General features: G+C 35.2%; 21 protein-coding genes. 4 read left to right on the top strand and 17 right to left on the bottom strand.

Going from position 1 to position 26,960, the window contains the following annotated elements; all coding sequences use genetic code 11:
* Positions 1–96: 96 nt before the first annotated feature.
* The 17 genes from moaA to IHE43_RS09795 all read right to left on the bottom strand — a co-directional run bounded on the left by moaA (position 97) and on the right by IHE43_RS09795 (position 17,415).
* Positions 97–1,104: a GTP 3',8-cyclase MoaA gene (gene moaA, locus IHE43_RS09875; protein WP_192187775.1), complete on the bottom strand. Its 1,008-nt coding sequence runs from the start codon at positions 1,102–1,104 to the stop codon at positions 97–99.
* Positions 1,091–2,005 (bottom strand): bifunctional molybdenum cofactor biosynthesis protein MoaC/MoaB, encoded by a 915-nt coding sequence (gene moaCB, locus IHE43_RS09870; RefSeq protein WP_192187774.1) that lies wholly within the window; start codon positions 2,003–2,005, stop codon positions 1,091–1,093. The genes moaA and moaCB overlap by 14 nt, the downstream gene beginning before the upstream one ends.
* Positions 1,998–2,435 (bottom strand): molybdenum cofactor biosynthesis protein MoaE, encoded by a 438-nt coding sequence (locus IHE43_RS09865; protein WP_192187773.1) that lies wholly within the window; start codon positions 2,433–2,435, stop codon positions 1,998–2,000. Before IHE43_RS09865 ends, moaCB begins: the two co-directional genes overlap by 8 nt.
* A 205-nt stretch (positions 2,436–2,640) precedes the next feature.
* Positions 2,641–3,720, bottom strand: a complete 1,080-nt coding sequence (moeB, locus tag IHE43_RS09860) for a HesA/MoeB/ThiF family protein (protein WP_192187772.1) — start codon at positions 3,718–3,720, stop codon at positions 2,641–2,643.
* A gap of 8 nt (positions 3,721–3,728) precedes the next feature.
* Positions 3,729–3,965 carry a MoaD/ThiS family protein gene (locus IHE43_RS09855; protein WP_192187771.1) on the bottom strand — a complete coding sequence of 79 codons (237 nt, stop codon included), beginning with the start codon at positions 3,963–3,965 and terminating at the stop codon, positions 3,729–3,731.
* Positions 3,965–4,756 carry a uroporphyrinogen-III C-methyltransferase gene (gene cobA / locus IHE43_RS09850; RefSeq protein ID WP_192187770.1) on the bottom strand — a complete coding sequence of 264 codons (792 nt, stop codon included), beginning with the start codon at positions 4,754–4,756 and terminating at the stop codon, positions 3,965–3,967. Before cobA ends, IHE43_RS09855 begins: the two co-directional genes overlap by 1 nt.
* Positions 4,757–4,761: 5 nt before the next feature.
* Positions 4,762–5,334, bottom strand: a complete 573-nt coding sequence (locus IHE43_RS09845) for a molybdenum cofactor guanylyltransferase (protein ID WP_192187769.1) — start codon at positions 5,332–5,334, stop codon at positions 4,762–4,764.
* 179 nt (positions 5,335–5,513) lie between these two features.
* On the bottom strand, positions 5,514–6,260 hold the full coding sequence (locus IHE43_RS09840; RefSeq protein WP_192187768.1) for a sulfite exporter TauE/SafE family protein: 747 nt from the start codon (positions 6,258–6,260) through the stop codon (positions 5,514–5,516).
* Positions 6,261–6,451: 191 nt separating this feature from the next.
* The gene (glp, locus tag IHE43_RS09835; RefSeq protein ID WP_192187767.1) at positions 6,452–7,624 is read right to left on the bottom strand and encodes a gephyrin-like molybdotransferase Glp; all 1,173 of its coding nucleotides are present in this window, start codon (positions 7,622–7,624) and stop codon (positions 6,452–6,454) included.
* Between the two features lie 251 nt (positions 7,625–7,875).
* Positions 7,876–8,121, bottom strand: coding sequence for a DUF6755 family protein (locus IHE43_RS09830; RefSeq protein ID WP_192187766.1), 246 nt, complete (start codon positions 8,119–8,121; stop codon positions 7,876–7,878).
* Between the two features lie 23 nt (positions 8,122–8,144).
* A complete protein-coding gene (locus tag IHE43_RS09825; protein WP_192187765.1) occupies positions 8,145–8,657 on the bottom strand; it encodes a ubiquinol-cytochrome c reductase iron-sulfur subunit in 513 nt (170 codons plus the stop codon).
* A gap of 10 nt (positions 8,658–8,667) precedes the next feature.
* A complete protein-coding gene (locus IHE43_RS09820; RefSeq protein WP_099708769.1) occupies positions 8,668–9,237 on the bottom strand; it encodes a 4Fe-4S dicluster domain-containing protein in 570 nt (189 codons plus the stop codon).
* Positions 9,238–9,256: 19 nt separating this feature from the next.
* Positions 9,257–11,473, bottom strand: coding sequence for a molybdopterin oxidoreductase family protein (locus IHE43_RS09815; RefSeq protein ID WP_192187764.1), 2,217 nt, complete (start codon positions 11,471–11,473; stop codon positions 9,257–9,259).
* 102 nt (positions 11,474–11,575) lie between these two features.
* Positions 11,576–12,625, bottom strand: coding sequence for an MFS transporter (locus tag IHE43_RS09810; protein WP_192187763.1), 1,050 nt, complete (start codon positions 12,623–12,625; stop codon positions 11,576–11,578).
* Positions 12,626–12,652: 27 nt separating this feature from the next.
* Positions 12,653–14,245 (bottom strand): magnesium transporter MgtE N-terminal domain-containing protein, encoded by a 1,593-nt coding sequence (locus IHE43_RS09805; protein WP_192187762.1) that lies wholly within the window; start codon positions 14,243–14,245, stop codon positions 12,653–12,655.
* 21 nt (positions 14,246–14,266) lie between these two features.
* Entirely contained in the window at positions 14,267–15,739 is a 1,473-nt protein-coding gene (locus IHE43_RS09800; protein WP_192187761.1) for a nitrate/nitrite transporter, read from the bottom strand.
* 203 nt (positions 15,740–15,942) lie between these two features.
* Positions 15,943–17,415: a nitrate/nitrite transporter gene (locus tag IHE43_RS09795; RefSeq protein WP_192187760.1), complete on the bottom strand. Its 1,473-nt coding sequence runs from the start codon at positions 17,413–17,415 to the stop codon at positions 15,943–15,945.
* Between the two features lie 1,020 nt (positions 17,416–18,435).
* On the opposite strand from IHE43_RS09795, the gene IHE43_RS09790 reads away from it, so the two are divergent.
* From IHE43_RS09790 to IHE43_RS09775, 4 genes are all read left to right on the top strand, one after another.
* Complete coding sequence (locus tag IHE43_RS09790) at positions 18,436–21,567, top strand: TonB-dependent receptor (protein ID WP_192187759.1); 3,132 nt, start codon at positions 18,436–18,438, stop codon at positions 21,565–21,567.
* A gap of 16 nt (positions 21,568–21,583) precedes the next feature.
* Positions 21,584–23,056, top strand: coding sequence for a RagB/SusD family nutrient uptake outer membrane protein (locus tag IHE43_RS09785; RefSeq protein ID WP_192187758.1), 1,473 nt, complete (start codon positions 21,584–21,586; stop codon positions 23,054–23,056).
* 27 nt (positions 23,057–23,083) lie between these two features.
* Positions 23,084–24,652 carry an arylsulfatase gene (locus IHE43_RS09780; protein WP_192187757.1) on the top strand — a complete coding sequence of 523 codons (1,569 nt, stop codon included), beginning with the start codon at positions 23,084–23,086 and terminating at the stop codon, positions 24,650–24,652.
* A gap of 87 nt (positions 24,653–24,739) precedes the next feature.
* Positions 24,740–26,665, top strand: a complete 1,926-nt coding sequence (locus tag IHE43_RS09775) for an arylsulfatase (RefSeq protein ID WP_192187756.1) — start codon at positions 24,740–24,742, stop codon at positions 26,663–26,665.
* Positions 26,666–26,960: the final 295 nt, after the last annotated feature.

Below are 26,960 nucleotides of genomic sequence, written 5' to 3'. Positions count from 1 at the left end.
CGACAAAGATTGGCGACATTTTTTGCGGAGTTTCTATTGTGATCCCTCGTTCCTCGGGATGACAAGATTGTGTAAAGACTTAGAAGTAAAAAAAGATTACCCCCCAATCGCAATCATACTACGATTATCAAAATGCAAAGCCGGATCATCCATTTCAGAAATAGTAACCATTCCGGCTCTAACTTTCTTTTTATTTTTAATAGATGCTGAAATCAAATCTGTAATTGATTCGCCATTTCTAAAAGCTGTCAACAAATCGGTTTCTGAATTAGAGAAAAGACAATTTTTGATTTTTCCGTTTGCCGTCAGGCGGATTCTGTTGCAGCCGTCGCAAAATGGATTTGTAATGGAACTTATAATTCCGAAATCGCCTTGAAAACCTTTTATTTTATAAGTTCTGGCAGTGAAGTTTTTTTCGTCTTCTAATTTTTGAATTTCTTCAGATGAAAACACGTTGTTTACTTCTGATAAAATCTCATTTTGGGATACCATTTTGCTTCTGTCCCACTCGTTTCCGGCAAAAGGCATAAACTCAATAAAACGAACTGAAATCGGTAAAAACTGTGTTAATTGAACAAAATCAGTAATTTCATTTTCATTGAAACCCTTCATCAAAACTACATTTACTTTTACCTGAAAATCATTATTCAAAAGCAAATGCAAATTATCAATTACTTTTTCAAACTGATTTCTTAGCGTTATCGTGTGAAATTTAGACGAAACCAAAGTATCTAAACTCAAATTGATTTTTTTGACATTAGCTTCTTTCAAAACATCAAGGTGACGGTCGATTAAAATACCGTTTGTGGTAATAGAAAGTGAAGTTTTTAAAGTTGATAATTTCGAAATAATCTCCGGAAAATCTTTTCTTAATAAAGGTTCTCCGCCTGTTAATCGTATTTTATCAACACCATTTTCTACGAAGATTTGAGCCAGTGAAAAAATCTCGTCTGCCGTCATTAAACTGGCTTTTGGAGACAATACGATTCCGTCAGCAGGCATGCAATACGTACAACGCAAATTGCATTTCTCCAGTAACGAAATACGCAAATAATTGTGTTTTCGCCCAAAATCATCCGTTAAAATGGTTTTAGAGGGTGTCATGATTTTTTCCTTTTAAAATATGAAAAACGTGCATTACATGTGGAAAAACAGCATCCATTGATTCTCTGGCTCCGTTAGTTGATCCAGGCAAACCCAAAACCAAACTTTTCCCTAATGTTCCTGCAACAGTTCTTGATAACATGGCATACGGCATTCTTTGTTGACCGTAATTGCGAATTGCTTCTTCGATCCCCGGAATCCTGCTTTCCAATAATGGTGACAATGCTTCCGGTGTTACGTCTCTTGGAGATAAACCTGTTCCGCCGGTAAAAATTACCAACTGGTGTTCTTTGGCGAAAGCCTTTGTTTTTTCCTGAATAATATCAATTTCATCCGGAATAATCTCATAATGTGCTGTTTCAACTCCGTAAGAATTCAATTTTTCAACAATTATTTTTCCGGAACGATCTTCTTTATCGCCTGCAAAAATAGAATCGGAACAAACAAAAACTGCCGCTTTTATTACGTTTGGAAATTTATTTTTAAAAGAAGATTTTCCGCCTTCTTTATTAATCAATTTAATGGTTGAAATCTCGATTTCTTTATCAATCGGTTTCAACATATCGTACATCGTCAAAGCTACAATCGAAGCGCCATGCATAGCCTCAACCTCAACTCCCGTTTTGTAAACTGTTTTTACATTGAAGATAATCTGAATGGTCAGACCTTCAATTTTATATTCCACCGAAGTAAATTCAATTGGAATGGGATGACAGTCCGGAATTGATAGATGGGTGTTTTTAACCGCAAATAATCCCGCCGTTTTTGCCATTTCAAACACATTGCCTTTCGGAACCAGATTGTTAACCACAGCATCAATTGTTTCCTGTTTGCTGACTTTGACAATTGCTGTGGCTGTTGCGGTTCTTAACGTGCTTATTTTATGCGTAATATCAACCATTATTGTTTTGTTTCCATGTGAATGTATCGTTTTCAAACATCTCTTTACCAAAAATTGGCACATCCGTTTTGATCCAGTTTACAATAGCTTCTGTTGCTTCATAAACTTGTTTTCTTCGCATTGCCGAAACAAATACGAACAAGCAAATTTCACCTGCTTTTACAACGCCTAAACTGTGATAAATGTGCATGCAGGTCAAATCGAATTTAGCGAAAGCTTTTTCACGAATCGCATGTAAAGCTTCATTTGCCATATCAGTATAAGCTGAATAATCAATCGCAACAACAGTATTGTCGTGAATAAGATCAGCACGAACCTGACCCAGAAAAATATTGTGTGCACCAATCGTATGTTTCGATTGGTGTTTGGCTATTGACTCGGCAATAAATTCAGGAGCAATTGGTCCTTCTACAAATACATTTTTACTCATTTTCTTTTATTTTTTTGCCACTGATTACACAGATTAAAAGGATTTTTTAAATACTGTCTTTTTGTTTGCCACGACCCGCACGACAGTGAACAGGCAAAGCAATTACACTAATTTTTATTTTGATTGCGAATATTAAAACTTTTTAATTCGTGGAAATTAGTGTAATTCGTGGCAGAAAAATCTTTTTAATCTGTGAAATCTGTGGCTATACTTTTATTTTTTCTTCTTGTAATATTTGGCTTAAAGCCAAAGCGCCTCCAACAATACTTTTTACGTTTTTAAAACGCTTCTTTTGAAGCAATTCAGCTGCTATTTTGCTTCTGATTCCGGATTGACAATAAATGTATATTATTTGATTTGGGTTCAGTTTTTTGAATTCATTTTCCAAATTCATCAATGGAATCTGAATTCCATTTTTAAAACTAATTTTTGGAAGCTCCTCTTCATTTCTCACATCCAAAAACAAAACCTCATCATTATCCATTTCATTCAAAATTGCTGATACTGAAATTTCTTCAATCTGATTTTCAGTACTATTATATTTTTTCTGAAAAGTTTCTATCGTCATTAAAACATCCATATTCTTTTCAAAGTCGTACTTTTGCTGTTCGTTATTTAAAATATTATAAACCAATACTTTACCACTCAACACCTCTCCTATTTCCAGAATCATTTTTATTACTTCATTAGCCTGAAACATTCCTATAATTCCAACTGAAATTCCAATTACTCCAGCGTCCGTACAATTTAGAGATTGACTGTTTTCGTCGGGATACAAACAGCTGTAAGTTGGTCCATTTTGATAATTGAACACCGAAACCTGTCCCTGAAATCTAAAAATAGATCCGTAAACCATTGGTTTGTTTGTGACTAAACAAGAGTCATTAATAAGATATTTTATCGAAAGATTATCTGTTGCATCAACTACAATATCATATTTTTCGAATAAAGAAATTGCATTTTTTCCTGAAAGTTTTTCTGCAATCGCATTCACTTTCACTAACGGATTTAATTCGGAAACCATTGCTTTGGCTTCCTCCACTTTGTATTTCCCAACAGCCGAAGTTTTATAAATCACCTGACGCTGTAAATTGGAAACTTCAATAACATCATCATCAACAATACCAATTTCACCGACTCCAGCCGCAGCCAAATAAGGCAAAACAGCAGCGCCTAAACCGCCTGCACCAATTATCAAAATTTTTGCATTTGATAATTTATGCTGACCAGCTTCTCCTATTTCAGGAAGAATTATTTGTCGGTTATAACGTGTTGAATCTTTCATAAAATTATTTATCCGCCTGCGAAAGGTGGCAACAGAGCTACAACATCAGTTGTCTGTAATTTATAATCTGTTGCTTTTTGTACTATTTTTTGATTGACAGCCACACTAAAAGCAAGCGAATCGAACTGATATTTTTCTTCTAAATCCTGCAATAATTGTTGCAGTGAAAGTTCTGAAAAAGGGATTTTTTCGAATTCACATTTGGTTTTTTCAGCCACAGCTCCAAAATATTTAACTTCAATCATTACTCTAAATTTAAATTCTGAAAAATAAATTCATCATCAAAATGCTCCTGAAAATAAGAAGTCAATTTTGAAGTATTTTTTACCACTTCTCCAATCACAATAATTGCCGGTGAAGAAATCTTCTTTTCTGATACCAATTTAGTAATTGAACTGATAGTTCCAACTACTTTTTGTTCCGTATTTTTTGTTCCGTTTTGAATGATAGCAATTGGTAAATCATCAGTACGGTTTTCTTTGTAAATAGAAATGATTTCTTCCAGTTTATGCATGCCCATCAAAATCACAACCGTTGCAGCCGATTTTGATGCTAAATGAACATCTTTAGACAATTCATGATTGGAAGTCGTTCCGGTAATTACCCAAAAACTCTCTGCCACCTGACGCTGTGTCAAACTGATTCCAACCGAAGCCGGAACACCCAAAGCTGATGAAATACCTGGTACGATTGCTGTTTCCAGACCAAATTTCTCTACATAATCTATCTCTTCGCTTCCTCTTCCAAAAATAAAAGGGTCGCCTCCTTTTAAGCGCACCACATGACCGTGGCGATTTGCCATCGAAACAATCAATTCATTAATCTGATCCTGCGTGTAGGCATGACAACCTAATCGTTTACCGACAAAAACAATTTCTGCATTTGTAGCGTATTGCAATAATTCTTCGTTTACTAATGCATCGTATAAAACAACATCAGCATTTTCTAACGCTTTTATCGCTTTTAATGTAATCAATTCAACATCTCCAGGACCTGCGCCTACAATTGTTAATTTTGGTGTTTTTGAGTTTCGCATAACTTCTAACTTAAATTGATATTCAGGTCGTTTAATTCGTCAACCGAATTGATGTTTGTTAAATGAAAGTTTTCACTTTCGTCAATATTGAGGATCTGATGCGGAATTTTCGTCAACAAATCCATCATTTTTAATTCATCGTTATCAATTGCGCTTTTGATAACGGGCAATACTTTTTTAGAATAAATCCCGATCAACGGATGTAATCTGCTTTCTGAAGCAAAAACTGAAATTTCAGCTTCATTATTATGTTTTGAGATCAGTTCTGATAATAATTCGGTTGAAATTAACGGAATATCACAACTTAAAATCAAATTAAATTCGGTTTCAGAACTAGTCAATGCCGTATATATTCCTCCTAATGGTCCTTTATCTAAAATGATATCAGGTATTTTTTGATACGGTAAATAATCATATTCTTTAGTTGCCGTAATCAGTTTTATTTGATCTGTTATAGGCAAAATCGCCTGAATTATATGCTCAATAAATGGTTTATCCTGAAACAAAACCAATCCTTTTTCTGACTGCATTCGGGAACTTTTTCCTCCACAAAGAATAAATACTGTTAGTGTTTCCATGACTTTTTTGTTTCACGTTTCAGGTTGAAATGGGAAAAAATTTTACCGCAAAGAGCGCTAAGGTTTTATTCATTGTCAACTTTAAAATTAAGTTCGCAAAGCTTTGCGAACTTTGCTATTTCTAAAAACCGCTTTGTAAAACCTTGCGTACTTTGCGGTTAATTTTAATTTATTAGTTATTAAGGAAAAATCAATTTGATGCTTGCCATTAAAATCACCGTTCCTAAAACAATTTTTAATGTTTTATTGGAGAAATAACCGCTGCCATAATAGCCACCCAAAACACCGCCTACAACGGCAATCGGAACCAAATAAAAACTTTCTGTCGGAACTGTTTTTCCTCCTAAAAAGAAACCCATAATTCCGGCAAATGAATTCACAAAAATGAACAAACTTGAAATCGCTGCCGATTCTTTAATAGAGGCCCATCCCAAAAACAATAAAATCGGACTCAAAATAATTCCACCACCAATACCCAGCATTCCCGATAATAATCCGATAATAAAACCAATTGCCAATGCAAATGGAATGTTAATCGTCACTGTTTCTTTTTCTTTAAAATTGAATATTCCGAACAATCTTAGTGCTGCAAAAACCAAAACAACTCCCAAAATAATTTTATAAACTGTATTGTCTAAAGTGATAAAACCACCAATAAATGCAGCTGGTATTGAAGCAATTGCAAACGGATAAAACAATTTTGGTTTAAAATAATTCATTCTGTAATAAAAGAAAAACGAAATACTCGAAACAAATAAATTTAATAATAAGGCCGATGGTTTCATAACCGAAATCGGAAATGCAAAAATCGTCATCAAAGCCAAATATCCTGATGCTCCACCATGTCCAACACTCGAATATAAAAATGCAATCACAATTAATGCGAAGCTGAAAAGGAGAATATTTTCGGAACTAAGGAGATTCATTTTTTATTGTTTAATCGTTTTGTTTCAGGTTTCAAGTTATGCTATATGTTTAAAATTACACACTGCCATATAAGCTTGAAATTCTTTATTCTTTATTCTTTATTCTTTATTCTTTATTCTTTATTCTTTATTCTTTATTCTTTATTCTTTATTCTTTATTCTTTATTCTTTATTCTTTATTCCAAAATCCTCTAATCAATTGGCAACAACGTTACCAGTGCACCTTTTTTAAGGTTTTCTGTATCATTTGGTACAATTAGTAAACTGTTGGCAATGGCAAATGTATTAAGCATTGCTGAACTTTGGCTATCTAAAACGTTGACATGAGTTTCATCATACAAAGCTTTTAAAAATAATGTTTTACCAGTTGAATTTGTAATTTCACTATTCAATTTTCGCATTAATTTTGGTAAATGAATTTCTGCAAAACCCATTCTGTTTTTAATCGCCGGATAAACGTAAACATAAAAATTAGTTAGTGAAGACGCTGGATTTCCAGGTAAAGCAAAAACTAAACTATCCTTTTTACGTCCGAAAAACATTGGTTTTCCAGGCTTTTGATTGATTTTATAAAAAAGTTCATCAACATCATTAGCCAATAAAGCTTCTTTTACAAAATCATAATCTCCAACTGAAATTCCGCCAGAAATCAAAATTATATCATTTTTTTCAAGAATGTTTTTTAAAGCTTTTTTCGTTGCTTTAAGATTATCTTTAACCTTATAACTTTTTATTTTCTTTATTCCGATTGTTTGCAGCGCCGCCTGAAGCATAACCGAATTACTTTCATAAATCTTTCCTTTTGGCAATTTTTTACCCGGCTTCACCAATTCGTTTCCAGTCACTAAAATAGCTACTTTAGGTTTTTTATAAACCGTTATTTCGGTAATTCCCAGACAAGCTAAAAAACCAATTGCTGCAGGTGTAATCAAAGTATTGGCTTCAAAGACTACCTCTTCTTTTTTTATCTGCTCCCCTTTTGCACGAACATTTGTAAATTGTTTTGGCATGCTGGCGATCAAAATGGAATCTTTATTTGCCAAAACATGTTCCTGCATTACTACAGTATCTGCATCATCAGGGACAAAAGCACCTGTAAAAATGCGTACCGCTTCGTTTTCTTTTAATTTTATATTAGCATGATCTCCAGCTTGTGAACTACTCACAACATCATACTGATGTTTTTCACCATGAATAAAAGCGTAACCATCCATAGCCGATTGGCGAAAGGGCGGCATATCAATTGGCGAATAAACTGTCTCGGCTAAAACATATCCTAATGCTTTATGAACCAGTATTTTCTCAATCGGCATTTTAGTGCTATTTTCCGCAATAATCGATAAGGCTTGTTCAACTTGAATCATGGCTGCTATATTATAAGCAAAAAATACTTATTACAAATATAAGTATTTTTACTTAGTTTAAATCGTTAATAATCTAAAATATTTAAAGATTATAAATTTATGCTTAATTCTTTAAATACGTTCAGAAAAAACAAAAAATAGCATTTTGATGGTGTTTAAATTTGGAATTAAGCAATGAGTTTGAATTGTATTTTTAGTGAATTTTTAAAAATAAAATAAAATCAACCCAAAGATATTTCAAATTCGCTAACTTATTTTTTGAAGTTCCCTTTTGGAAGATAATAAAGCCACGCAAAACCAATCAAAAATAATATGGCTGAGGCTATAAATGCGGGAAGTAAAATCTCTTTATTGTTATCTAATGCATTGTTCAATGAAGCATATAACAGCCAAATTTGAATACTCACATTTAAAATTAGTATAAAAATAAGAGTCGAAAGAATATTGTTCAGTTTATTAGGATTGGCGCGATTCTGACTTCGTCTAAATGTACTCATGATAATTCATTTTTAATTCATTTCTAACTTTCTTTTTCTTCGGTAAAAGCCTTGACATATACTTTATTTTCTTTAAAAAAAACGTCTAATTGAGGCAAGGCCCGTGGTGGAGGGCCGGCAATTACATCACCCGTCATGGCATCAAATGAACCTTCGTGACACGGACAATGAATAATTCCGGTTCCTGGTTTATAAAAAACAGAACATGATAAATGAGTACATTTTTGTTCATAAGCCCTAAAATCGCCACTTTCCAAGTGAATTAATATATAGGGAACAGTACTTCCTTCAATAACAAAACCTCTGGTTCCGCCAATCGGAATTTCATTTTTATTGCAAATAAAATGCTCGCCTTCTACTCCGTCTTTAGGCAATAAATAAGCTTTTGCAGCAACGAATCCGCTTCCTATCATTAATCCGCCTGAAACAAAAGTCAGGAATTTTGCGAAATCGCGACGGCTTACCTGCGTTGATTCCTGCTTTTGTATTGGGAAATCTTTTTTCCAGTTTTTATTTAAATTATCTTCTTTAGACATGGATTTAGATTTAATATATTCTTAATTCATTACTGCCTTTAGGCATCATAATATTCACTTTAGTATTGACCGTTTCTTTTCCAAAAATGAATGTGTTGACCGGAGAACTGTTGGGTCTCATTTCTTCTATTTCCGCTCTTGTGCCATAAAATAAAGCTCCACTAGGGCAAACTGTTGCACACATTGGTTTTTTACCCACACTCGTCCTGTCATAACACATGGTGCATTTCATCATCAAATCGTACTCTTCCATTTTTTTCGGAACTCCAAACGGGCACGCCATAACACAATTGGAACAACCAATACATCTTTCTGTATTTGCTGTGTGTACAACACCAAATTCATCTTGCGAAATCGCATCAGCAGGGCAGACATTGGCACAAACCGGATCTTCGCAATGCATGCAGACCTGTACTGTTGTTTGTATGGTTGAAGAACGCTCTACATAATTCACACTGATTAATGATTCCTGCCCATTTGTTTCGCATTCGGCGCAAGCCATTTCACAAGCTTTACAGCCAATGCAACGTTGCAGATCTACAAAAAACTCTTCATTTTTATTAAAATTAGTTAAGTTCATAATGCCCTTTTTTTATAGATTAAACACTTACATAAGCTTCAGATTCTTTTGATGAGGGCGCTATTTTTCCTGATGGATCGAGTAAACAGGCACAAACTTTAAATTCCGGTATCTTAGAAATCGGATCTAAAGTTCCCGGGGTTAACTGGTTTGCAGATTTTGCTCCCGGCCAATGATAGGGTATAAAAACAGTATCCTTTCGAATGGTTTCAACAATATTTGCCGGAAAAATTCCTTCTCCTCTTCTGGTTACAACTCTGACTAATTCTCTTTGCCTGATATTATATTTCAAAGCTAATTCCGGATGAATTTCTAACATCGGTTCCGGAAATTGATCAACCAGTTTACCAATTCGACGTGTTTGTGTTCCACTCAAATATTGCGAAACTACACGGCCTGTCGTCAATATGATCGGATACTCCTCATCAGTAACTTCGCCAGGCAATTTATAGGGAGCGGGATTAAAATGTGCTTTCCCATTAGGAGTTTTAAACTTTTTATCCTCCCACAATCTGGGAGTTCCGGGATGATCTTCTGATGGGCAAGGCCAAAAAATACCCATATTATCCTCTACTTTTTTATACGTTATTCCAAAGTAATCTGCTGTTCCTCCTTTCGAAGCAACTCTTAATTCATTAAAAATGGCTTCACTATTATCGTAAGTGAATTTATCTTTTTCTCCCAGACGCTCAGCAATTTCCAATAGTATTGAAGTATCCGTTCTTGCATCTCCCGGAGGCGTCACAGCCTGTCTAATTCGGATAACACGCCCTTCTGCAGAAGTTGTTGTTCCTTCTTCTTCTTCCTGTAAAGAGCCGGCCAATACAATGTCCGCATGACGGGCCGTTTCATTCAAAAAGAAGTCAATGCAGACATAGAATTCTAATTTTTCGAGAGCCGCTCTTACATAATTATTGTTTGGCAATGAAACCAATGGATTGAAACAGATTGAAATTAAACCTTTGATTTCATCCCGATGAATAGCTTCTATAATTTCATACGCTGTAAGTCCTTTTCCGGGCATGTCTTTTTCATCAATTCCCCAAACTTCAGAAATATATTTCCTGTGTTCCGGATTTTCGATGTCTCTGTTTCCTGGTAATTGATCACATTTGTGGCCATGTTCTCTTCCGCCCTGTCCGTTTCCCTGGCCGGTAATTGTTCCGTAACCACAATAAGGTCTACCAATTCTTCCGGTTGCCAAAACCAAATTAATACAACCTAAAACATTGTCAACTCCTTTTGAGTGATGTTCTATACCACGTGCGTGAAGCAGGAAACTCGTTTTGGCCTTGCCCCATAATTCGGCTGCAGCTTTTATTTTATCTTTATCAATTCCGGTAATTTCTTCAGCCCATTCTAAAGTATAGTCTTTTACCGCATCGATTGTTTCCTGAAATCCAGATGTATAATTATCTATAAAATCATGATCCAGCATATCATTATCTACGAGATATTTTAACATTGCACCGTATAAAGCCGAATCTGTTCCGGGCTTTACATCTAAATGAATATCTGCCGTTCTGGCTAGCGGAATCATTCTGGGATCAATAACAATTAATTTTGCTCCGCGATCTCTTGCTTTCCAAATCCAATGCGTTAAAGTTGGAAAAGTTTCACTGATATTGGCACCAGCCACGATAATCACTTCAGCATATTCTAAATCCGAGTAATTATTGGAAGCTCGGTCCAAACCGAAAGCTTTTTTATTTCCTGCTCCGGCACTTACCATGCAAAGTCTTCCGTTATAATCCAAATTTCTGGTTTTTAAAGCAACACGCGCAAATTTTCCAACCAAATAACTTTTTTCATTGGTAAGCGATACGCCTGATAGCATTGAAAAAGCATGTTTACCATATTTTTCCTGAATTCTTTTTATTTCAGAAACGGTTTTATCCATAGCTTCATCCCATGTTGTTTTTTCAAAACCTTTTCCTTCTACTCTTTTTATCGGATGCAAAAGTCTATCCGGATGATTATTTTGTAAATAGCGTTGTACTCCTTTTGGGCACAAACGTCCTTCATTAAAAGGAAATTCCATCCATGGTTCAAAACCTACTACTTTATTATCTTTTACTGACAATTGAATACCGCATTGCATTCCACAGAAACAGCAATGTGTTTTTACAAGCTCATCCGGTTCGTCTCTACCTTCGTAACCGTCTTTTGGTGCATAATTTAGATGAGGACCGAAAGCCTCAATTATTTTTTCAGTTGATATAGGTAATTTTGCCATTTTTGTTTTTGTTTTTTTTGTTTCAAGTTCCATGTTTCAGGTTTCAAGTTGTCTTAGAGAACCTGAAACTTGAAACAAAAGAAACCTGAAACTATATTTTTCTTATCCAAATAAGTTTCCACCCGCTAATCTGGCTTTTAAGTGTGCCTGTGCTAAACGGGATCTTTTTCCTTCCGGACTTAAATCTAAATGTGAAGTTCCATCTTCGTGTGTAAAGTCGAAACCTAATTGTTTGGTAACGATTTTTAAATCGTCAATATGAAGTTGTGTTGCAAATTCTTCTCCGGTGTGTGGACAAATCGCCATTCCTTTTTTGATTCCTTCTTTCTTGTATATATGAGTTCCAATTTGTGCAGGACGCTGTATAATGTGAAAGAATTTTCCAAACGGAATCCATATTAAAAACATAATGACCGTTACGGCATGAATTACCGCTAAGAAATCATATGCAAATCCTTTCATGAATTGATAGGAATAGGTCAAACATAATCCTGTAACTGAAATTGCAATCAATAAAATAAGGGGTAACAAATCACCTTCAAAAGTTTGTGTTGCTATTAAACCCGGATTTGTTAATCGTCTTCTTAAATAATAGACAGATCCAATTATTACCAACCAGGAAGACCAATTTAAAGCGTGAAAAATCAGAAATGCGAGAAAAGATCCTATTTTAAAATCCATCATTTTAAAACCGAAAAAATGAGCTTCGTAAATAGAAATGGAATTTGGAGCCAATGTAAAATGTATCCAGCCAAATGTTAGCGGAATGGTTATCGCAAAAGCTGACATACATCCTAGTGCAATACAAAAATGGGCGAACCAACGGTATTTACTTCTTGGATAAATGAATTTTTGAACTACAATATTTCCGACAGATTCTTTACCCAAAAACCACAAGTGCGAAAGTATTTTTCCTGTGAATAAAAATTGAAGACTGCGTTTGAAATACATCCACGTTGGTGGTCTTTGAAGCCAAACGGAATATCTATATACAATTCCGAAGAAAGCAAATACGGTTCCGAATAAATAAGTGATTAGCGCGGCATCAAAATTTTGCAGTTTTCTTGAACCATAAAAAACAAAAACAATGGTCAGTGCTGATACTGCAGTTGCTATAAGTAAAGCCTTGGTATTAAATGTTTTATTTTTCATCCTTAATTAAAATTTAATGATTACTTCTTAACTCGGTCTTTCACAATTCTTACGATTATAGAACCACCAATTGATACCTGTAGCTAATATAGTGAAAAAAGCCACACCAATAAAGAATTGATTTACGGTACCATTAGCAGAAATATTATTTCCTATCAATTTCGAAAAGATAAAAGGTCCAAATGCAGCAATTGCAGCTGTCCAGCCAATTACTCCGGCTGCCTGACGCTGATTCTCTGCGAAAATAATTGGATACTGTCTAAAAGTACCTGCATTTCCGATTCCTGTAAAGAAGAACATCGCTAAAATTACTGCTACAAAAAGCGGAAATTGATCCATGCTTGTTGGCGCAACAAGTCCTTGCGTTATCAAAATGATTGCTCCAGCCAAAATTCCTAAACCGGTAATTGTAGTTAGTATTGCGCCACCAACTTTATCAGCAACAAAACCAAAAGCAATTCTGCTTGCAGAGCCAATAAGCGGACCATAAAATGCATAAACTAAAGGATCCGGTGCATTTGGGAAATCTCCATATAAAAATTTAATCATTAAGGGAAAAGCGGCAGACAAACCAGCAAAAGTTCCAAAAGTCATTAAATAGGTTATCGTGCAATACCAAGTATGTTTATTGGAGAAAATATCCATTTGTTCTTTAATGGATGCTTTCATCGGAATACTTCTTAAATAAAACCAACTTATAATTGACAATAACAATAAGAAAGGAACAAACCAAAAAGCAGCTGATTGTAAATATATTTCCTTGTTTTTAACCGCAGTATTTTGAGGGTTTATATCATTAAGTATTTTCTCTGCTAATTTCGGGTTTGCGTTGGCAATAGCTTTTGCCTTCGCTTTTATTGGTAACGAACTAAAAAGAACAACTTTATCATCTGAATTAATTGATGTTTTAACCGAGTCGATAATAGTTTTCTTTACGTTTGATAATATTTTAGTTTGTACGTCGGCATCAAGTAAGCCAAAAACTTCTTTTTGTTTTTCGATGGTTGAATGCTGAAAAGTAGTAATGGTTTCTTTTTGATCAATGCTTGTAAATACAGAAGCTGTTCCGTAAATTCCAATACTTATGATAAGGGGCGTAACAAACTGCGCTACAGAAACACCAAAATTTCCTATTCCGGCTTGTATTCCGAGCGCCGTTCCTTTTAATCTCTTTGGAAAAAATAAACTTGTACTGGGCATGTAAGAGGAGAAATCGCCTCCTCCAAAACCTGTTGTGACTGCAAGAACAGCAAATACCCAAAAAGGCGTATTTACATTCATTACTGCAAAACCAATTCCGATTACGGGAATTAATTTAATTGCTGTTGCAAAAGAAACGACATGTCGAGTCCCAAATATGGGTAATATAAAAGTGTGAATGATTCTTAAGAATCCGGCAGCCAATCCCGGAATGGCGGTCAGCCAGAATAATTGATCTTTCGAAAAATTAAATCCTAAGCCTGGTAATTTTACGGCTATTACGCTCATCATAAACCAGGATGCAAATGATAGAATTAACGTAAGCGTTGTTATTGTTAAAGTTCTCCAGGCAATTTTACTTCCTGCAGTATTCCAATATATTTCATCTTCGGGCTCCCATTTATCTAACCAGGTTTTCATAATATTCTTTGTTTATTTTTATTATTTAGCTTCTATATCTCTGATAAAATCCGGTGATTTAATCCGCATTGTTTTTATAATTGTTCGGTGCATCCAAAGCAAACAAAGAACCGATACTGCGAAAATGAAGATCCAGGAACTGGTCCATAATCCGGTAGCATTGAGCAGGTAACCAAAAATTATGGGGCCAAAGAAACCGCCAAGTCCGCCAATTAATCCAACCATTCCTCCCACAACTCCAACTTCATTTGGAAAATATTCCGGAATATGTTTGTAGACAGCTGCCTTTCCAATTCCCCATGAAATCCCTATCAGGGTTACCAAAACCACATATACCCAAAGATTGGCGCTAAACTTAATTTGCGTAATACCTTGTGCTAATAATTCTTTCTTTTTGACTTCCTGATTTTGTTTTACCACTATTTCCTGCCATGAATTTTTTACCGGAAAAATTGAGGTCTCATTTTTGTTGCTGATTTGTTTTTCTGAAACTTTATGTGCTTTTCCGTTTACCATTATTTCATTAGCAGAAACTTCGGTAACAATTCCATTTGAAGAAGCCATGACTCCCGGGCCGGTCGTAAACACTTCCATTTTTGGAAACATCAATAAAAAACTGATTACTATTGAAGAGCCTAAAACCCAATACATTACTTTTCTGGCTCCGAATTTATCTGATAAATAACCTCCAAAAGCCCTGATTACGCCAGATGGCAAACTAAACAAGGTTGCAAACATTCCGCCCATCACTAAAGAGGTATGATAGACATTCATAAAATTGGGTAAGAGCCATTGTGAATAGGCTACGAAGAAACCGAAGACTAAAAAATAATAAGCTCCAAAACGCCAAACGCGCATATTTTTAAGTGGAGACAATAAATCGGTCATTGATTTGGAAGGCACCTGATTGGTTTTGTTTTTAGCTGCAACAATAAAAAGCAACCCTATAATAACTAAAGCCCCGCCATAAATAACAGGCAAAGTTTTCCAACCATTTATTGGATCTTTTTCTGAGAGATTATTTAATAAAGTAGGTGCGATAAAAGTGGTAATCGCCGCACCTGCATTCCCCATTCCGAAGATGCCTAAAGCCCTTCCCTGCCAATTTTTTGGATACCATACAGAGGTATAACCTATTCCGACAGCAAAGCTGGTTCCTACTAATCCAAAAAAGAAACTTAAAACAGCAAAACTCCAAAATGAATTGGCCAATGGAAGCAGAAAAAGGGGTATGGAACATAACAATAGTAAAAATGTAAAAACAATTTTACCGCCGTATTTATCTGTTAAAATACCAATTGGAAGACGGAATATAGAACCGGATAAAATGGGAATTCCCAACAGCCAGCCCGTTTCTACAACTGTCCAGTTAAAAATACCTTTATCGACCAAATAAGTCACAAGGACACCATTTAATGTCCAACAGGCAAAACATACTGTAAAGGCAAGTGTGTTTAAAAATAAAATTCGGTGAGATTGAGATAAACCACTCATAATAGGCTTTTAAAATATACTTAACTAATGAGACAGTTTGTTCTCATTTGAAGCAAAATTATAGCCTTCTATTTTGGAAGAAAATGACATATATCATATAAAAGACTTTTTTGTCTCCTATCCGAAAATGAATTAATAAAAAAGCTTGTCTCATACTAATTATAAGACAAGCTTTTATAAAATATTGATGATACAAAATCCGTTTAACTTTTTCTATCCATGTCTTTTGCAAATTCCGGAGACTTCTCCTTCATTAAATTAACCACAACACGATGCATCCAAATAAGACATATTAACGAAATGATTAAAATAAACATCCAGGAACTCGTCCAAAAACCGGTAAAACTTAATAAATATCCAAAAATAATCGGCCCAAAAAAACCTCCTAAACCGCCCAGCATACCAACCATTCCCCCAATTACTCCCACTTCATTTGGAAAATAGTCCGGAATATGTTTGTAAACCGCAGCAGCACCAATTCCCCAGGCGGCTCCAATTAAAATAACCAATGCCAGGTAGATCCACATATTGGCTTCAAAATGAATTTGGGTTACTCCTTCTGCCAGTAAATCTTTCTTTTGAATTTGTTGATTTTGTTGCACAACGACTTCTTGCCATGTTTTTTTTGAAGGTAAAATTTTGCTGCTTTTTGCCTCTTTATCCTCTTTTGTTATGGCATACGTTTTATCACCAACCACAATCTGATCTTCTGAAACCTTCGTAACTGTTCCTGCTTTAGAAGCTAATAAACCGGAACCGGCAGTTGTAATTTCCATTTTCGGAAACATTAATAAGAAGCTTAAAACGACTGAAGAACTCAATACCCAATACATTACTTTTCGAGCTCCAAAACGATCTGATAAAAAACCACCGTAGGCCCGAATTACGCCTGTTGGTAAACTAAAAAATGATGCAAACAGACCTCCTGTGACTAATGTAGTATGGTAGACATTCATAAAATTGGGCAATAACCACTGTGAGAAACTAACAAAGGAACCAAAAACCAGAAAATAATAAAGTCCAAAACGCCAGACGCGAACGCTTTTTAAAGGCTGCAGTAATTGTTTAACTGTTTTTGATGTTGCTTCTACTTTCTTATTTGTTGTAAAAATAAAGAATACAATTCCTGTCGCTAATAAGGCAATTCCATAAATAACAGGCAGCCATTTCCATCCATTTTCCGGATCATTCTCTGTAAAATTATTGAGTAAAGTTGGTGCTAAAAATGTTGTCAAAGCCGCTCCTGAACTTCCCATTCCGAAAATTCCTAATGCCCTTCCCTGCCATTCCTTTGGATACCAAATTGAAGTATAGCCTACTCCAATGGCAAAACTGGTACCAACCATTCCGAAAAGGAAACTTAAAATTGCAAATGTCCAAAAGCTCGTTGCAAAAGGAAGTAAAAATAGCGGAATTGAACTTAGAATTAATAAACATGAAAAAACTGGTTTTCCTCCGTATTTATCAGTTAAAATTCCCATTGGCAATCGCATAATAGAACCGGTTAAAATCGGAATTCCCAATAACCATCCTATCTCAACGACACTCCATTCAAAAATACCACGATCATTTAAAAAGGTAACCAAAACCCCGTTGAGTGTCCAACAGGCGAAACAAACCATAAAACCTAGTGTATTGAAAAAAAGAATGCGATGAGATTGTGAAAGATTTGCCATAAAATAGTATTTAGGTAGATTTTTTTATAAAACGTAAATCGTTATATATCAAGCAAAAAATAGGTAATATTTTGCTTACGAAAATTAAGCATTATAAATTTAAGCAAAAATATATTACTAAATAACTAAATACCAAGTATTTAAATCTTGTTGCTTTTTGGAATTAACTTTTAAAAAAATATTCCTTTCTATTTTTTTAAATGTTTGAAATATTGAATTTTAATTTGCTCAAAAAACCTAAATATTTTTAAATAATTGCTTTTCAGACGTTTTTATATCCGTTTCCCGAATTACACAAATAATCAAAACATAAAAAACAAGTATAAAATACTACATTTTAAAGCCTTTTACGAATCGGTATTTAACATTTTTAACTTATTAAAAAAAATATTTAATTATCTAAAAATCAATTATTTAAAAACAAAAAACTTCTAGATTTAGTTCTTTATTTCTTGCTGTAAAAAAAAATATTAAGTTTTTTTTTGGTTTTTATTAGATTAAAATTAACTTTGTCTATAGGATTAGTAGAGTTTAAAATCATATTTAAAACCAAAAAAACTATATTTTGAAAACAACCGAAAGCATATCGTATTTAAATCTTCCAAAAAAATATACTTATAACACATTTTGTTATATGTGCTTCTGTTGCTAAATCTCAGCAAATTTTTTTCGTTTAACGATTTCCTTATTCATTATTAAATCGGAACCAAAAACGAAACTATATAAAATTCATCACAAAAATTCTTATTGAAAATTCCAAAAATCTATCTGATGCATTTATTTGTATTGAAATGATTCTTGAAACTATACCTATAAATCAAAAAAAAATAATTAATAACTAAATACCCTAAAAAATGAAAAAGATGCATCGCTGCTGTATATAAATAAAAAAAGCCATTTCTGCGGCAACAGAAATGGCGAGGCTTAAAGAATATTTATCGCTAAATCAAGAACACAATTAGAGTGCTGAAAAATCAGTGCCCAGGGCGTCTTGTTAATTACTTAAACCAATACAAAGAAATGAAAAAAAAATTAAAGATATACTCAATACTATTTCTCCTGCTTCTGACGGCCGGAGTTAATGCTCAAAATACGACGCCACTTATACAATCTAAATTGGATGGAACTGTTGTAGATGATGTTACCAATCAACCGATTATTGGAGCGTCTGTTATTATTAAAGGAACAACACACGGAGTTCAAACCGACGCAGAAGGAAAATTTTATTTCCAAACAGGTCAAAAATTACCTTATACTTTAATTGTAAGTTATATTGGATATAAAAAAACTGAAGTAATCGTTGACAAAAATCCTGTAACGATCCATTTAAAAGAAGAACGTCAGGAATTAGATGAATTAGTAGTTGTGGGATACGGTTCTCAAAAGAGAAAAGACATTACAGGTTCTGTTGCATCGGTTCCAAAAGCAAATTTATCTCAGGTTACCTCATCGGCAGATAATTTATTACGTGGTGCAATTCCCGGAGTAGTAGTTACACAAAGTTCTGGTCGTCCGGGAGCTTCTTCAAGTGTGCGTATTAGAGGAGGAAACTCAATTACAGCAGGTAACGAACCCCTTTATGTGGTTGACGGAGTTTTAATTTACAATGACAATAACAATAGTACTGCCGGAGTAGCTAATGCAGGAGCAACTGTCAATGTATTATCCACTATTAATCCCGCGGATATTGAATCGATTGAAGTCCTAAAAGATGCCTCTGCAACTGCAATTTATGGATCTCGTGGAGCAAACGGAGTTGTAATTATTACTACCAAAAAAGGAACAAAAGGTCAGGATAATATTTCATATCAAGGCTATTTTGGATTCCAGAATGTTTCAAAAAAATTACATGTAATGAATGCCAGTCAATGGGCAAGTTTACGTAATGACGTTCAGGCAAGTATTAGTCAGGCTCCTTCATTTTCTGCAGCTCAAATAGAAGCTTTTAAAACTTCAGGAAGTTATGACTGGCAAGATGCCGTTTTTAGAACTGCGGCACCGATTCAAAATCACCAATTGTCTTTTTCAGGCGGAGATGAACGTTCAAGATATGCCATTTCAGCAGGTTATTTTCAACAGGAAGGAATTGTAATCGCTTCAGATTTCAAAAGAATTTCCCTTCGTGTCAATTACGAAAGAAATTATTCTCAGAATTTTAAATTTGGTGTAAATGCCAACTATAGTAATTCGGTTGCAAATGGTGTTGGAACAAACGGCGGGTCTTCTGCCGGCAGACAGCCAAACCCGTTAGTGGTTGCCTTGTATCAACCTCCTGTGGTTCCTATTAAAAATGCAGATGGAAGTTACAATTTAACTAATAATCCATATGCAACTGCAGTTAATGGAATTATTGCAAATCCAATTAATGATTTGGAGAATACCACTAATGAAACTAAAATCAACAGAATTTTGACCAATTTATTTGGTGAATACAAAATAACCAAAAAACTTACTGCAAAAGTTGCTGTTAGTGGAGATGTTCTTGATACCAAACAAAATTATTATGCACCAGCAACTACAACTTCAGGAGCCGGAACTAAAGGTTTAGCCTCAGTTGGAGATCGCTTAGTAAGTTCAGTATTGAATGAAAACACATTGAATTACAACACTAATTTTGGTGATAATCATAAATTTTCTGCCTTGGGAGGATATACACTTCAATACACAAAAGGTGAAGTGGTAAATGCAGGCGCAAACACTTTTGTAAATGATGCTAATACATACAACGCTTTACAAGATGGTGTACCGGTAAAACCCTATAGTGACGCTTTCGAAAGTGTTTTAAAATCATGGCTAGCGAGAGTAAACTATTCTTATAAAGGAAAATACAACTTCACACTTTCAGGGCGTGCAGATGGTTCTTCAAGATTTGGATCAGAATCACTTTGGGGTTATTTCCCGTCAGCCGGATTTTCATGGAATATTACCGATGAGGATTTTGCTAACAACATTAAAGGTGTAACGGAAGCCAAACTGAGAATAACAGCAGGAACAACAGGAAATCAGGAAATTGGAAATTATCTTTCTCTGGCTCAAATGGGTTCTGTAAACTACGCTTTTGGAGGTACATTATATACAGGTTTAGCTCCTACCCGATTGGCAAACCCGGATTTGAAATGGGAAAAAACAAATCAATATAACGTTGGTTTAGACTTATCATTATTAGACAGAAAAATCAATTTTGTTTTTGATGTTTATTACAAAAAAACAAACGATTTGTTAATCAATGTACCAGTTCCGTTGACTTCAGGATTTGCAACTGTCTTACAGAATATTGGAGGAGTTGAAAATAAAGGTATTGAGATTGGTTTGATTACAGAAAACATCAAAACAGAAAACTTTTCATGGAATTCTAACTTCGTTTTCTCTGCCAACAAAAACAAAGTTGTTTCGATAGGAAATGGAGTTGATCAATTTTTCCCAATCGTTCCAAATGGTTCATTATTACAGCAACAACCGGTAACCGTAAAAGTAGGTTTGCCTTTAGGAACTTTCTGGGGATACAAAACCAATGGAATCTTCCAGACTCAGGAAGAAGTTAACACACAACCAAAAATAAACAGTTTAGCCAATACAAGAGTGGGTGACAGAAGATATGTTGATACTAATGGAGATGGCGTTATTACAGCCCTTGACAAAGGAAATCTTGGAACTTCCCAGCCAAAATTTGTTGGAAGTTTCAGTAACACAATTTCTTATAATGATTTTGATCTGAATTTCTCTTTCCAGGGCGCTTATGGCGGAAAAATATTTAATGCTTTAAATCAGCAATTAGAAATTTCGACTCTGGGAACAAATGCCAATGTTACACTTGAAGACCGTTGGACACCAGCTAACCCAAGCAATGAAATTCCGAGAGCTACAAGTTCTCCTCTTGGAATCGTTTCAGAACGTTATGTCGAAGATGCTTCTTTCTTAAGATTAAAGCTAATCACTTTAGGCTATACATTACCTAAAAGTGTTTCTAAAAAATTGGGAACCAAGAGTGTAAAATTTTATGTATCTGCTGAAAACCTAATTACATGGACTAAATACACTGGCTATGATCCAGAGGTAAGTTCATACGAACAAAACAACTTATACCCGGGAATTGATTTTGGTTCTTATCCAAACTCTAAAACATTCATTTCGGGCCTGAACGTAACTTTCTAAGTAAAAAAAATATAAAATGAAAAAGATTATTATAACATTCATACTAAGTGCAGGACTATTTGTTTCGTGCGCAGATCTGGAGGTAACACCAACCTCTTTCGTAACCGAAGATAATTACTTTAAAACGCAAGATGATGCTATTGCAAGTGTAACTGCAGTTTATGCTTCGTTGAGCCTTGATCCGGGAGAACAGAGTTTATTCGGCAGAAATCTTTATTTCCTCACTGATATGGCTACTGATTATGCATCGGCTGGAGTTTCGGCAACCAATCCGCAGGTAAGAGCTTTAAGTAGTTTAACTCATGATGCCACATCTGATCGTGTTCAGGTAGCCTGGCGCCAAATTTATGCTGGAATCAACAGAGCCAATGTTTCAATCGATAACATTCCTAAAGTGGCCGGTACAGATGCTGTTAAAAACAGGTTGATTCTGGAGGCAAAATTCATCAGAGGATTATTGTATTTTCAGGCAGTTCGTCTTTGGGGCGGGGTTCCAATTGTTTTACATGAACCAACTTCTATTCAGTTAGAAAGCTTAAAATCTAAAAGAGCTTCAGTTGAAGAAGTGTATACTCAGATTATTTCAGATTTAAAGGACGCTGAAGGTTTACCATCAACTTATCCTGCGACTGATGCCGGACGTGCAACATCCGGAGCTGCAAAAGCGATTTTAGCCAAAGTATATCTGACCAAAAAAGACTGGCCAAATGCGATTGCAAAATCCAGAGAAGTTATTAATGGCGGATACGGATATGCACTTTTTGAAAGTTTTGGAGATATTTTCGCGAAAGCAAAAAAGAATGGAAAAGAACATATTTTCTCTGTGCAGTTCGAACCAAATCAGGCAGGAAACGGATCTAGCGGAAGTACTTTTCAAGCGACGTCATTTACAGGTTTTACAGCAACGGAACCCGCAGATATTATTTCAGATGTAGCTTTATTTTATGACATTTTTGCTGCGGGAGATTTACGCAGAGATGTCACTTTTGCCAAACAATTGCCAAATCCTGCTACAGGAACACTATATACTTTCCCAAAACCAATTTTTAAAAAATATCTTGATTTAACCAATTTAGCAACTCCTTCAAACGTGGCAATCAATTTCCCGCTTATTCGTTATGCCGATATTTTATTGTCTTTAGCGGAAGCGATAAATGAACAGGGAGCGCCAACGCCTGAAGCGTATGAATTAATTAATCAGGTGAGAAGAAGAGCGTTTGGAAAACCAATTACAATACCAGATGCCACTGTAGATTTATCAGGATTAAATCAGGTAACTTTTAGAGCTGCCATTCAGGAAGAACGCAAAAAAGAATTTATGCAGGAAGGTCAAAGATGGTTCGATTTAGTACGTTGGGGAACTTTAGTTACTGAAATTAAAAAAGTAACAGCTAAAAACTCTGTTTCGGAAAGAAATAATTTATATCCGATTCCGCAAAGCGAAAGAAATATTGATCCTGTTGGATTACCACAAAACCCTGGCTATTAACAAAAGGCCTACATACGAGTAAATAAAATGATCAAAAAACTTTTCATACTTGCCCTACTGGTTGTTACACAATTTCAGCTATTTGCACAGAAAAAACAACCTAACATCATCGTCATTTTGGCGGATGATTTAGGTTTCTCAGATATTGGTGCTTTTGGCTCAGAAATTAAAACTCCAAACCTGGATAAACTCGCTAAAAACGGGCTTATTCTAAAGCAGTTTTACAATGCAGGGCGTTGCTGTCCTTCCCGGGCTTCATTGCTTACGGGTTTGTATCCGCATCAGGCAGGTGTTGGGGACATGGTGCAAGACAAGGGGTTTCCTGCCTATCAGGGATATTTAAACGAGCATTGCATCACGATTGGGCAAGCACTCAAACAGGCAGGATACAACACCATTGTTTCAGGAAAATGGCACGTTGGTTTAGTACCATCAGCCTGGGCGGTTAATAGAGGATTCGATGATTCTTTTACTTTACAAAACAATGGGAGCAGTTATTTCAATTCGGAACCTCTGTATAACGACGGTAGAAAGATTACTTTTTTGAAAGGAGATAAAGAAATTATTCGCACAGATACTTCTACCTATCTGACTCAGGAAATTACCAATTTTGCCATTAGTTCTTTGGAAAAACAACGAAATCAGCAACAGCCTTTTTTTCTTTATGTTGCTTATAATGCTCCGCATTGGCCCATTCAGGCATTGCCTGAAGATATTGCAAAATACAAAGGCAAATATCTGGAAGGCTGGGATAAATTGAGAGCAAGACGTTTTAAAAAATTAAAAGAACAAGGAATCATTGATGAAAATTGGGACTTATCAAATCGTTTTGAAAAAGTGCCGGATTGGGAAAAACTAAGTACTGAAGAAAAAGACAAATGGGATACCCGAATGGCAATTTATGCCGCCATGATCGACAGAATGGATGCTGGAATTGGAGAAATCCTGCAGAAAGTAAAGTCTTTGGGAGAAGAAAATAATACCCTTGTTCTTTTTCTTTCAGATAATGGCGGAAGTGCCGATGATGTGAAAAACTGGAATTATGTTACACAAAAAAACGGAACAGCAGGTTCGGTTGCGTCGATTGATAGTTACGAAAGCCCATGGGGAAATGTGAGCAACACGCCTTTTCAATTATTCAAAAAGAACACTCACGAAGGTGGTATTGCTTCACCTTTTATAGCTTATCATCCAAAGCATATTAAAGCAGGTACAGTAAGCAACAGAGTAAGTCATTTGATTGATATTTTCCCAACTTGTCTGGAGTTTGCCGGTTTTCAATATCCTGATTCTTTTCAGGGAAAAAAACTCACGCCCTTAGAAGGTATTAGTTTAAAAAAGGAATTTGAAGGACAACAATCTCATGTGCATGAAGCTTTGTTCTGGGAACATGAAGGCAGTAAAGCAGTAAGAAAGGATCAGTGGAAAGCGGTAGCCGAAAACAATCAGCCTTGGGAATTGTACAATCTTGCCACAGACAGAACAGAAACAAAAAATCTGGCAAAATCAGAACCAAAAGTACTCCAAACCCTCATTGAATTACATCAGCAATGGTCCGTAAAAGTAGGTGTCGAAGATTGGAATAAAATAAAATAGCATCGTTAAAATACGGATTACAGAATAAAATTTTAGCTTAAAATCATACTAATCCATAGAATAAATAAAATATTTAAAAAAGAAATGATGAAAAAATTTAAAATTAACTCAAAAATCATAAACCCACAAAAGGGGCTTTTGATTACTGCAATTCTTATTGCACAATTTGGTTTTGCACAAGATAAACCAGAAGAATTTAAAGGAGTGGTCGGAAAAACTTTAGCCGATTCTAAAGAATATTGGCCAGAGCCGGTAAAAGCGCCAAAAGGTGCACCAAATGTCATTTGGATTTTATTGGATGATGTTGGATTCGGGGCTTCAACTGCTTTTGGAGGTTTAATTCAAACGCCAACTTTTGATCAGTTAGCCAATAATGGTTTACGTTATACCAACTTTCATACGACGGCTATTTGTGCTCCTACCCGTGCGGCACTTTTAACCGGAAGAAATTCAGGAAGAGTTCACGTAAGTGGTTTTTCACATACCATATTATCAGCAGGTTTTCCTGGTTGGGATGGAAGAATTCCGTCAGATAAAGGAACAATTGCAGAGATATTGCGTGCGAATGGCTATAACACTTTTGCCGTTGGTAAATACGGAGTTACTCCAGATGAAGAAGCTTCTGACGCAGGTCCGTTTGACAGATGGCCAACCGGAAAAGGTTTTGATCATTTCTACGGATTCTTAGGATCTCAGACTGATCAATACAATCCTGATTTAGTTGAAGATCAGGTTCATGTTACTCCGGACGGACGTCATTTAAATGAACTTATTACTGACAAAGCAATCGGTTATATAAAGACTCAGCAAAAAGCGGCGCCTGGAAAACCTTTCTTTTTATACTACGCCCCTGGAGCTGCTCACGCACCCCATCAGGTGGCTACAAAATGGAGTGATCCGTACAAAGGAAAATTTGATAAAGGCTGGGATGCTTACCGTGAAGAAGTTATCGCGAACCAAAAGAAATTGGGTGTAATTCCGGCAAATGCTGCTTTACCAGAACGCAATCCGTTAATTACTGACTGGAAAAAACTGACTCCGGAACAAAAGAAAGTGTATGCTCGTTTCATGGAAGTTTACGCCGGATTCCTAACGTATACAGATTATGAAATTGGAAGAGTTGTGAATTATCTGAAAGAAAGCAATCAATTAGACAATACGGTAATTTTTGTTGCCATTGGAGATAATGGAGCAAGTAAAGAAGGTACTACTGAAGGAACAATTAATCAAAGCCTATTTTCTCAAGGAACATCTGACGATGAAAATTTGAAGAAAAACCTGGCTAATATAGACGAAATTGGAACTGCAAAAGGTCTAAACACCAATTATCCTTTAGGATGGGCACAAGCAACCAATGTACCTTTCAAAAACTGGAAACAAGATGCACAATCTGAAGGTGGAACTCATAATCCGCTGATTGTTTTTTATCCAAACGGAATTAAAGACAAAGGCGGTATCCGAAATCAGTATAGCCATGTAACCGATTTGCTTCCAACAACACTGGATATTGCGGGAATCAAAGCTCCGGAATATATCAAAAATGTGAAGCAGGATATTATTCAGGGTTCTTCTTTTTATGCTTCTTTAGATAATGTTAAAGCAGAATCATTACACAAAGTTCAGTACTACTACATTTTTGGAAACAGAGCAATTTATAAAGATGGATGGAAAGCGGGAGCCGCTCATTTACCAGATTCATTTGCAGTAAAAAAATCTTTGGGTAAAAACGATAAACCAGCAGAAAGCAATTTTGATGCAGATGTTTGGGAATTGTACAACCTAAACGAAGACTTTAACGAGCGTAATAATCTGGCTCAGAAATATCCTGAAAAGTTGGCTGAGCTTAAAAAATTATTTGATGAACAAGCTAAAGAAAATAACGTTTATCCGTTAATCGACTGGCAGGATGTGTACAACAGAAGAATACACAATTCTGGAGCAGATAAAGGTAAAACGCTTCAGGATTTGATTAAACAAGCTACTAAACCGGGAAGTGCCGGAAGTTCTAACTAATAATATCTTATCCTGCAAGATTCAAAAACTTGCAGGATAAAATTCAATTTGAAAAAATAAAAGAAAGCAAAAATAAAATTTGGTCGACTTATATAACAAAATTTTACAAAACAAGCAAATTAAACTATACTAATTATATAGAATTAATAGTTTTATTTTTAAATTTACAACTTCTTGATATACAACAGAAGTTTTAAATTTTTAGTAACAGAAAAAAGGAAATCATGAGAAAAGCAGATTACGAAGTAATAGGAAAAAAAATTATCGTCGGGGCGATTGTTTTTTTGGTGCCACT

Origin of the sequence: Flavobacterium sp. MDT1-60 (genome assembly GCF_014844035.1) — a bacterium.
Lineage (GTDB): Bacteria > Bacteroidota > Bacteroidia > Flavobacteriales > Flavobacteriaceae > Flavobacterium.
This window is presented reverse-complemented; position numbering and strand designations above follow the sequence as displayed.

What these genes read in the sequence shown, in the direction of transcription:
- moaA (WP_192187775.1), bottom strand. Translation starts at nt 1,104, where the DNA reads ATGACACCCTCTAAAACCATTTTAACGGATGATTTTGGGCGAAAACAC.
- moaCB (WP_192187774.1), bottom strand. Translation starts at nt 2,005, where the DNA reads ATGGTTGATATTACGCATAAAATAAGCACGTTAAGAACCGCAACAGCC.
- IHE43_RS09865 (WP_192187773.1), bottom strand. Translation starts at nt 2,435, where the DNA reads ATGAGTAAAAATGTATTTGTAGAAGGACCAATTGCTCCTGAATTTATT.
- moeB (WP_192187772.1), bottom strand. Translation starts at nt 3,720, where the DNA reads ATGAAAGATTCAACACGTTATAACCGACAAATAATTCTTCCTGAAATA.
- IHE43_RS09855 (WP_192187771.1), bottom strand. Translation starts at nt 3,965, where the DNA reads ATGATTGAAGTTAAATATTTTGGAGCTGTGGCTGAAAAAACCAAATGT.
- cobA (WP_192187770.1), bottom strand. Translation starts at nt 4,756, where the DNA reads ATGCGAAACTCAAAAACACCAAAATTAACAATTGTAGGCGCAGGTCCT.
- IHE43_RS09845 (WP_192187769.1), bottom strand. Translation starts at nt 5,334, where the DNA reads ATGGAAACACTAACAGTATTTATTCTTTGTGGAGGAAAAAGTTCCCGA.
- IHE43_RS09840 (WP_192187768.1), bottom strand. Translation starts at nt 6,260, where the DNA reads ATGAATCTCCTTAGTTCCGAAAATATTCTCCTTTTCAGCTTCGCATTA.
- glp (WP_192187767.1), bottom strand. Translation starts at nt 7,624, where the DNA reads ATGATTCAAGTTGAACAAGCCTTATCGATTATTGCGGAAAATAGCACT.
- IHE43_RS09830 (WP_192187766.1), bottom strand. Translation starts at nt 8,121, where the DNA reads ATGAGTACATTTAGACGAAGTCAGAATCGCGCCAATCCTAATAAACTG.
- IHE43_RS09825 (WP_192187765.1), bottom strand. Translation starts at nt 8,657, where the DNA reads ATGTCTAAAGAAGATAATTTAAATAAAAACTGGAAAAAAGATTTCCCA.
- IHE43_RS09820 (WP_099708769.1), bottom strand. Translation starts at nt 9,237, where the DNA reads ATGAACTTAACTAATTTTAATAAAAATGAAGAGTTTTTTGTAGATCTG.
- IHE43_RS09815 (WP_192187764.1), bottom strand. Translation starts at nt 11,473, where the DNA reads ATGGCAAAATTACCTATATCAACTGAAAAAATAATTGAGGCTTTCGGT.
- IHE43_RS09810 (WP_192187763.1), bottom strand. Translation starts at nt 12,625, where the DNA reads ATGAAAAATAAAACATTTAATACCAAGGCTTTACTTATAGCAACTGCA.
- IHE43_RS09805 (WP_192187762.1), bottom strand. Translation starts at nt 14,245, where the DNA reads ATGAAAACCTGGTTAGATAAATGGGAGCCCGAAGATGAAATATATTGG.
- IHE43_RS09800 (WP_192187761.1), bottom strand. Translation starts at nt 15,739, where the DNA reads ATGAGTGGTTTATCTCAATCTCACCGAATTTTATTTTTAAACACACTT.
- IHE43_RS09795 (WP_192187760.1), bottom strand. Translation starts at nt 17,415, where the DNA reads ATGGCAAATCTTTCACAATCTCATCGCATTCTTTTTTTCAATACACTA.
- IHE43_RS09790 (WP_192187759.1), top strand. Translation starts at nt 18,436, where the DNA reads ATGAAAAAAAAATTAAAGATATACTCAATACTATTTCTCCTGCTTCTG.
- IHE43_RS09785 (WP_192187758.1), top strand. Translation starts at nt 21,584, where the DNA reads ATGAAAAAGATTATTATAACATTCATACTAAGTGCAGGACTATTTGTT.
- IHE43_RS09780 (WP_192187757.1), top strand. Translation starts at nt 23,084, where the DNA reads ATGATCAAAAAACTTTTCATACTTGCCCTACTGGTTGTTACACAATTT.
- IHE43_RS09775 (WP_192187756.1), top strand. Translation starts at nt 24,740, where the DNA reads ATGAAAAAATTTAAAATTAACTCAAAAATCATAAACCCACAAAAGGGG.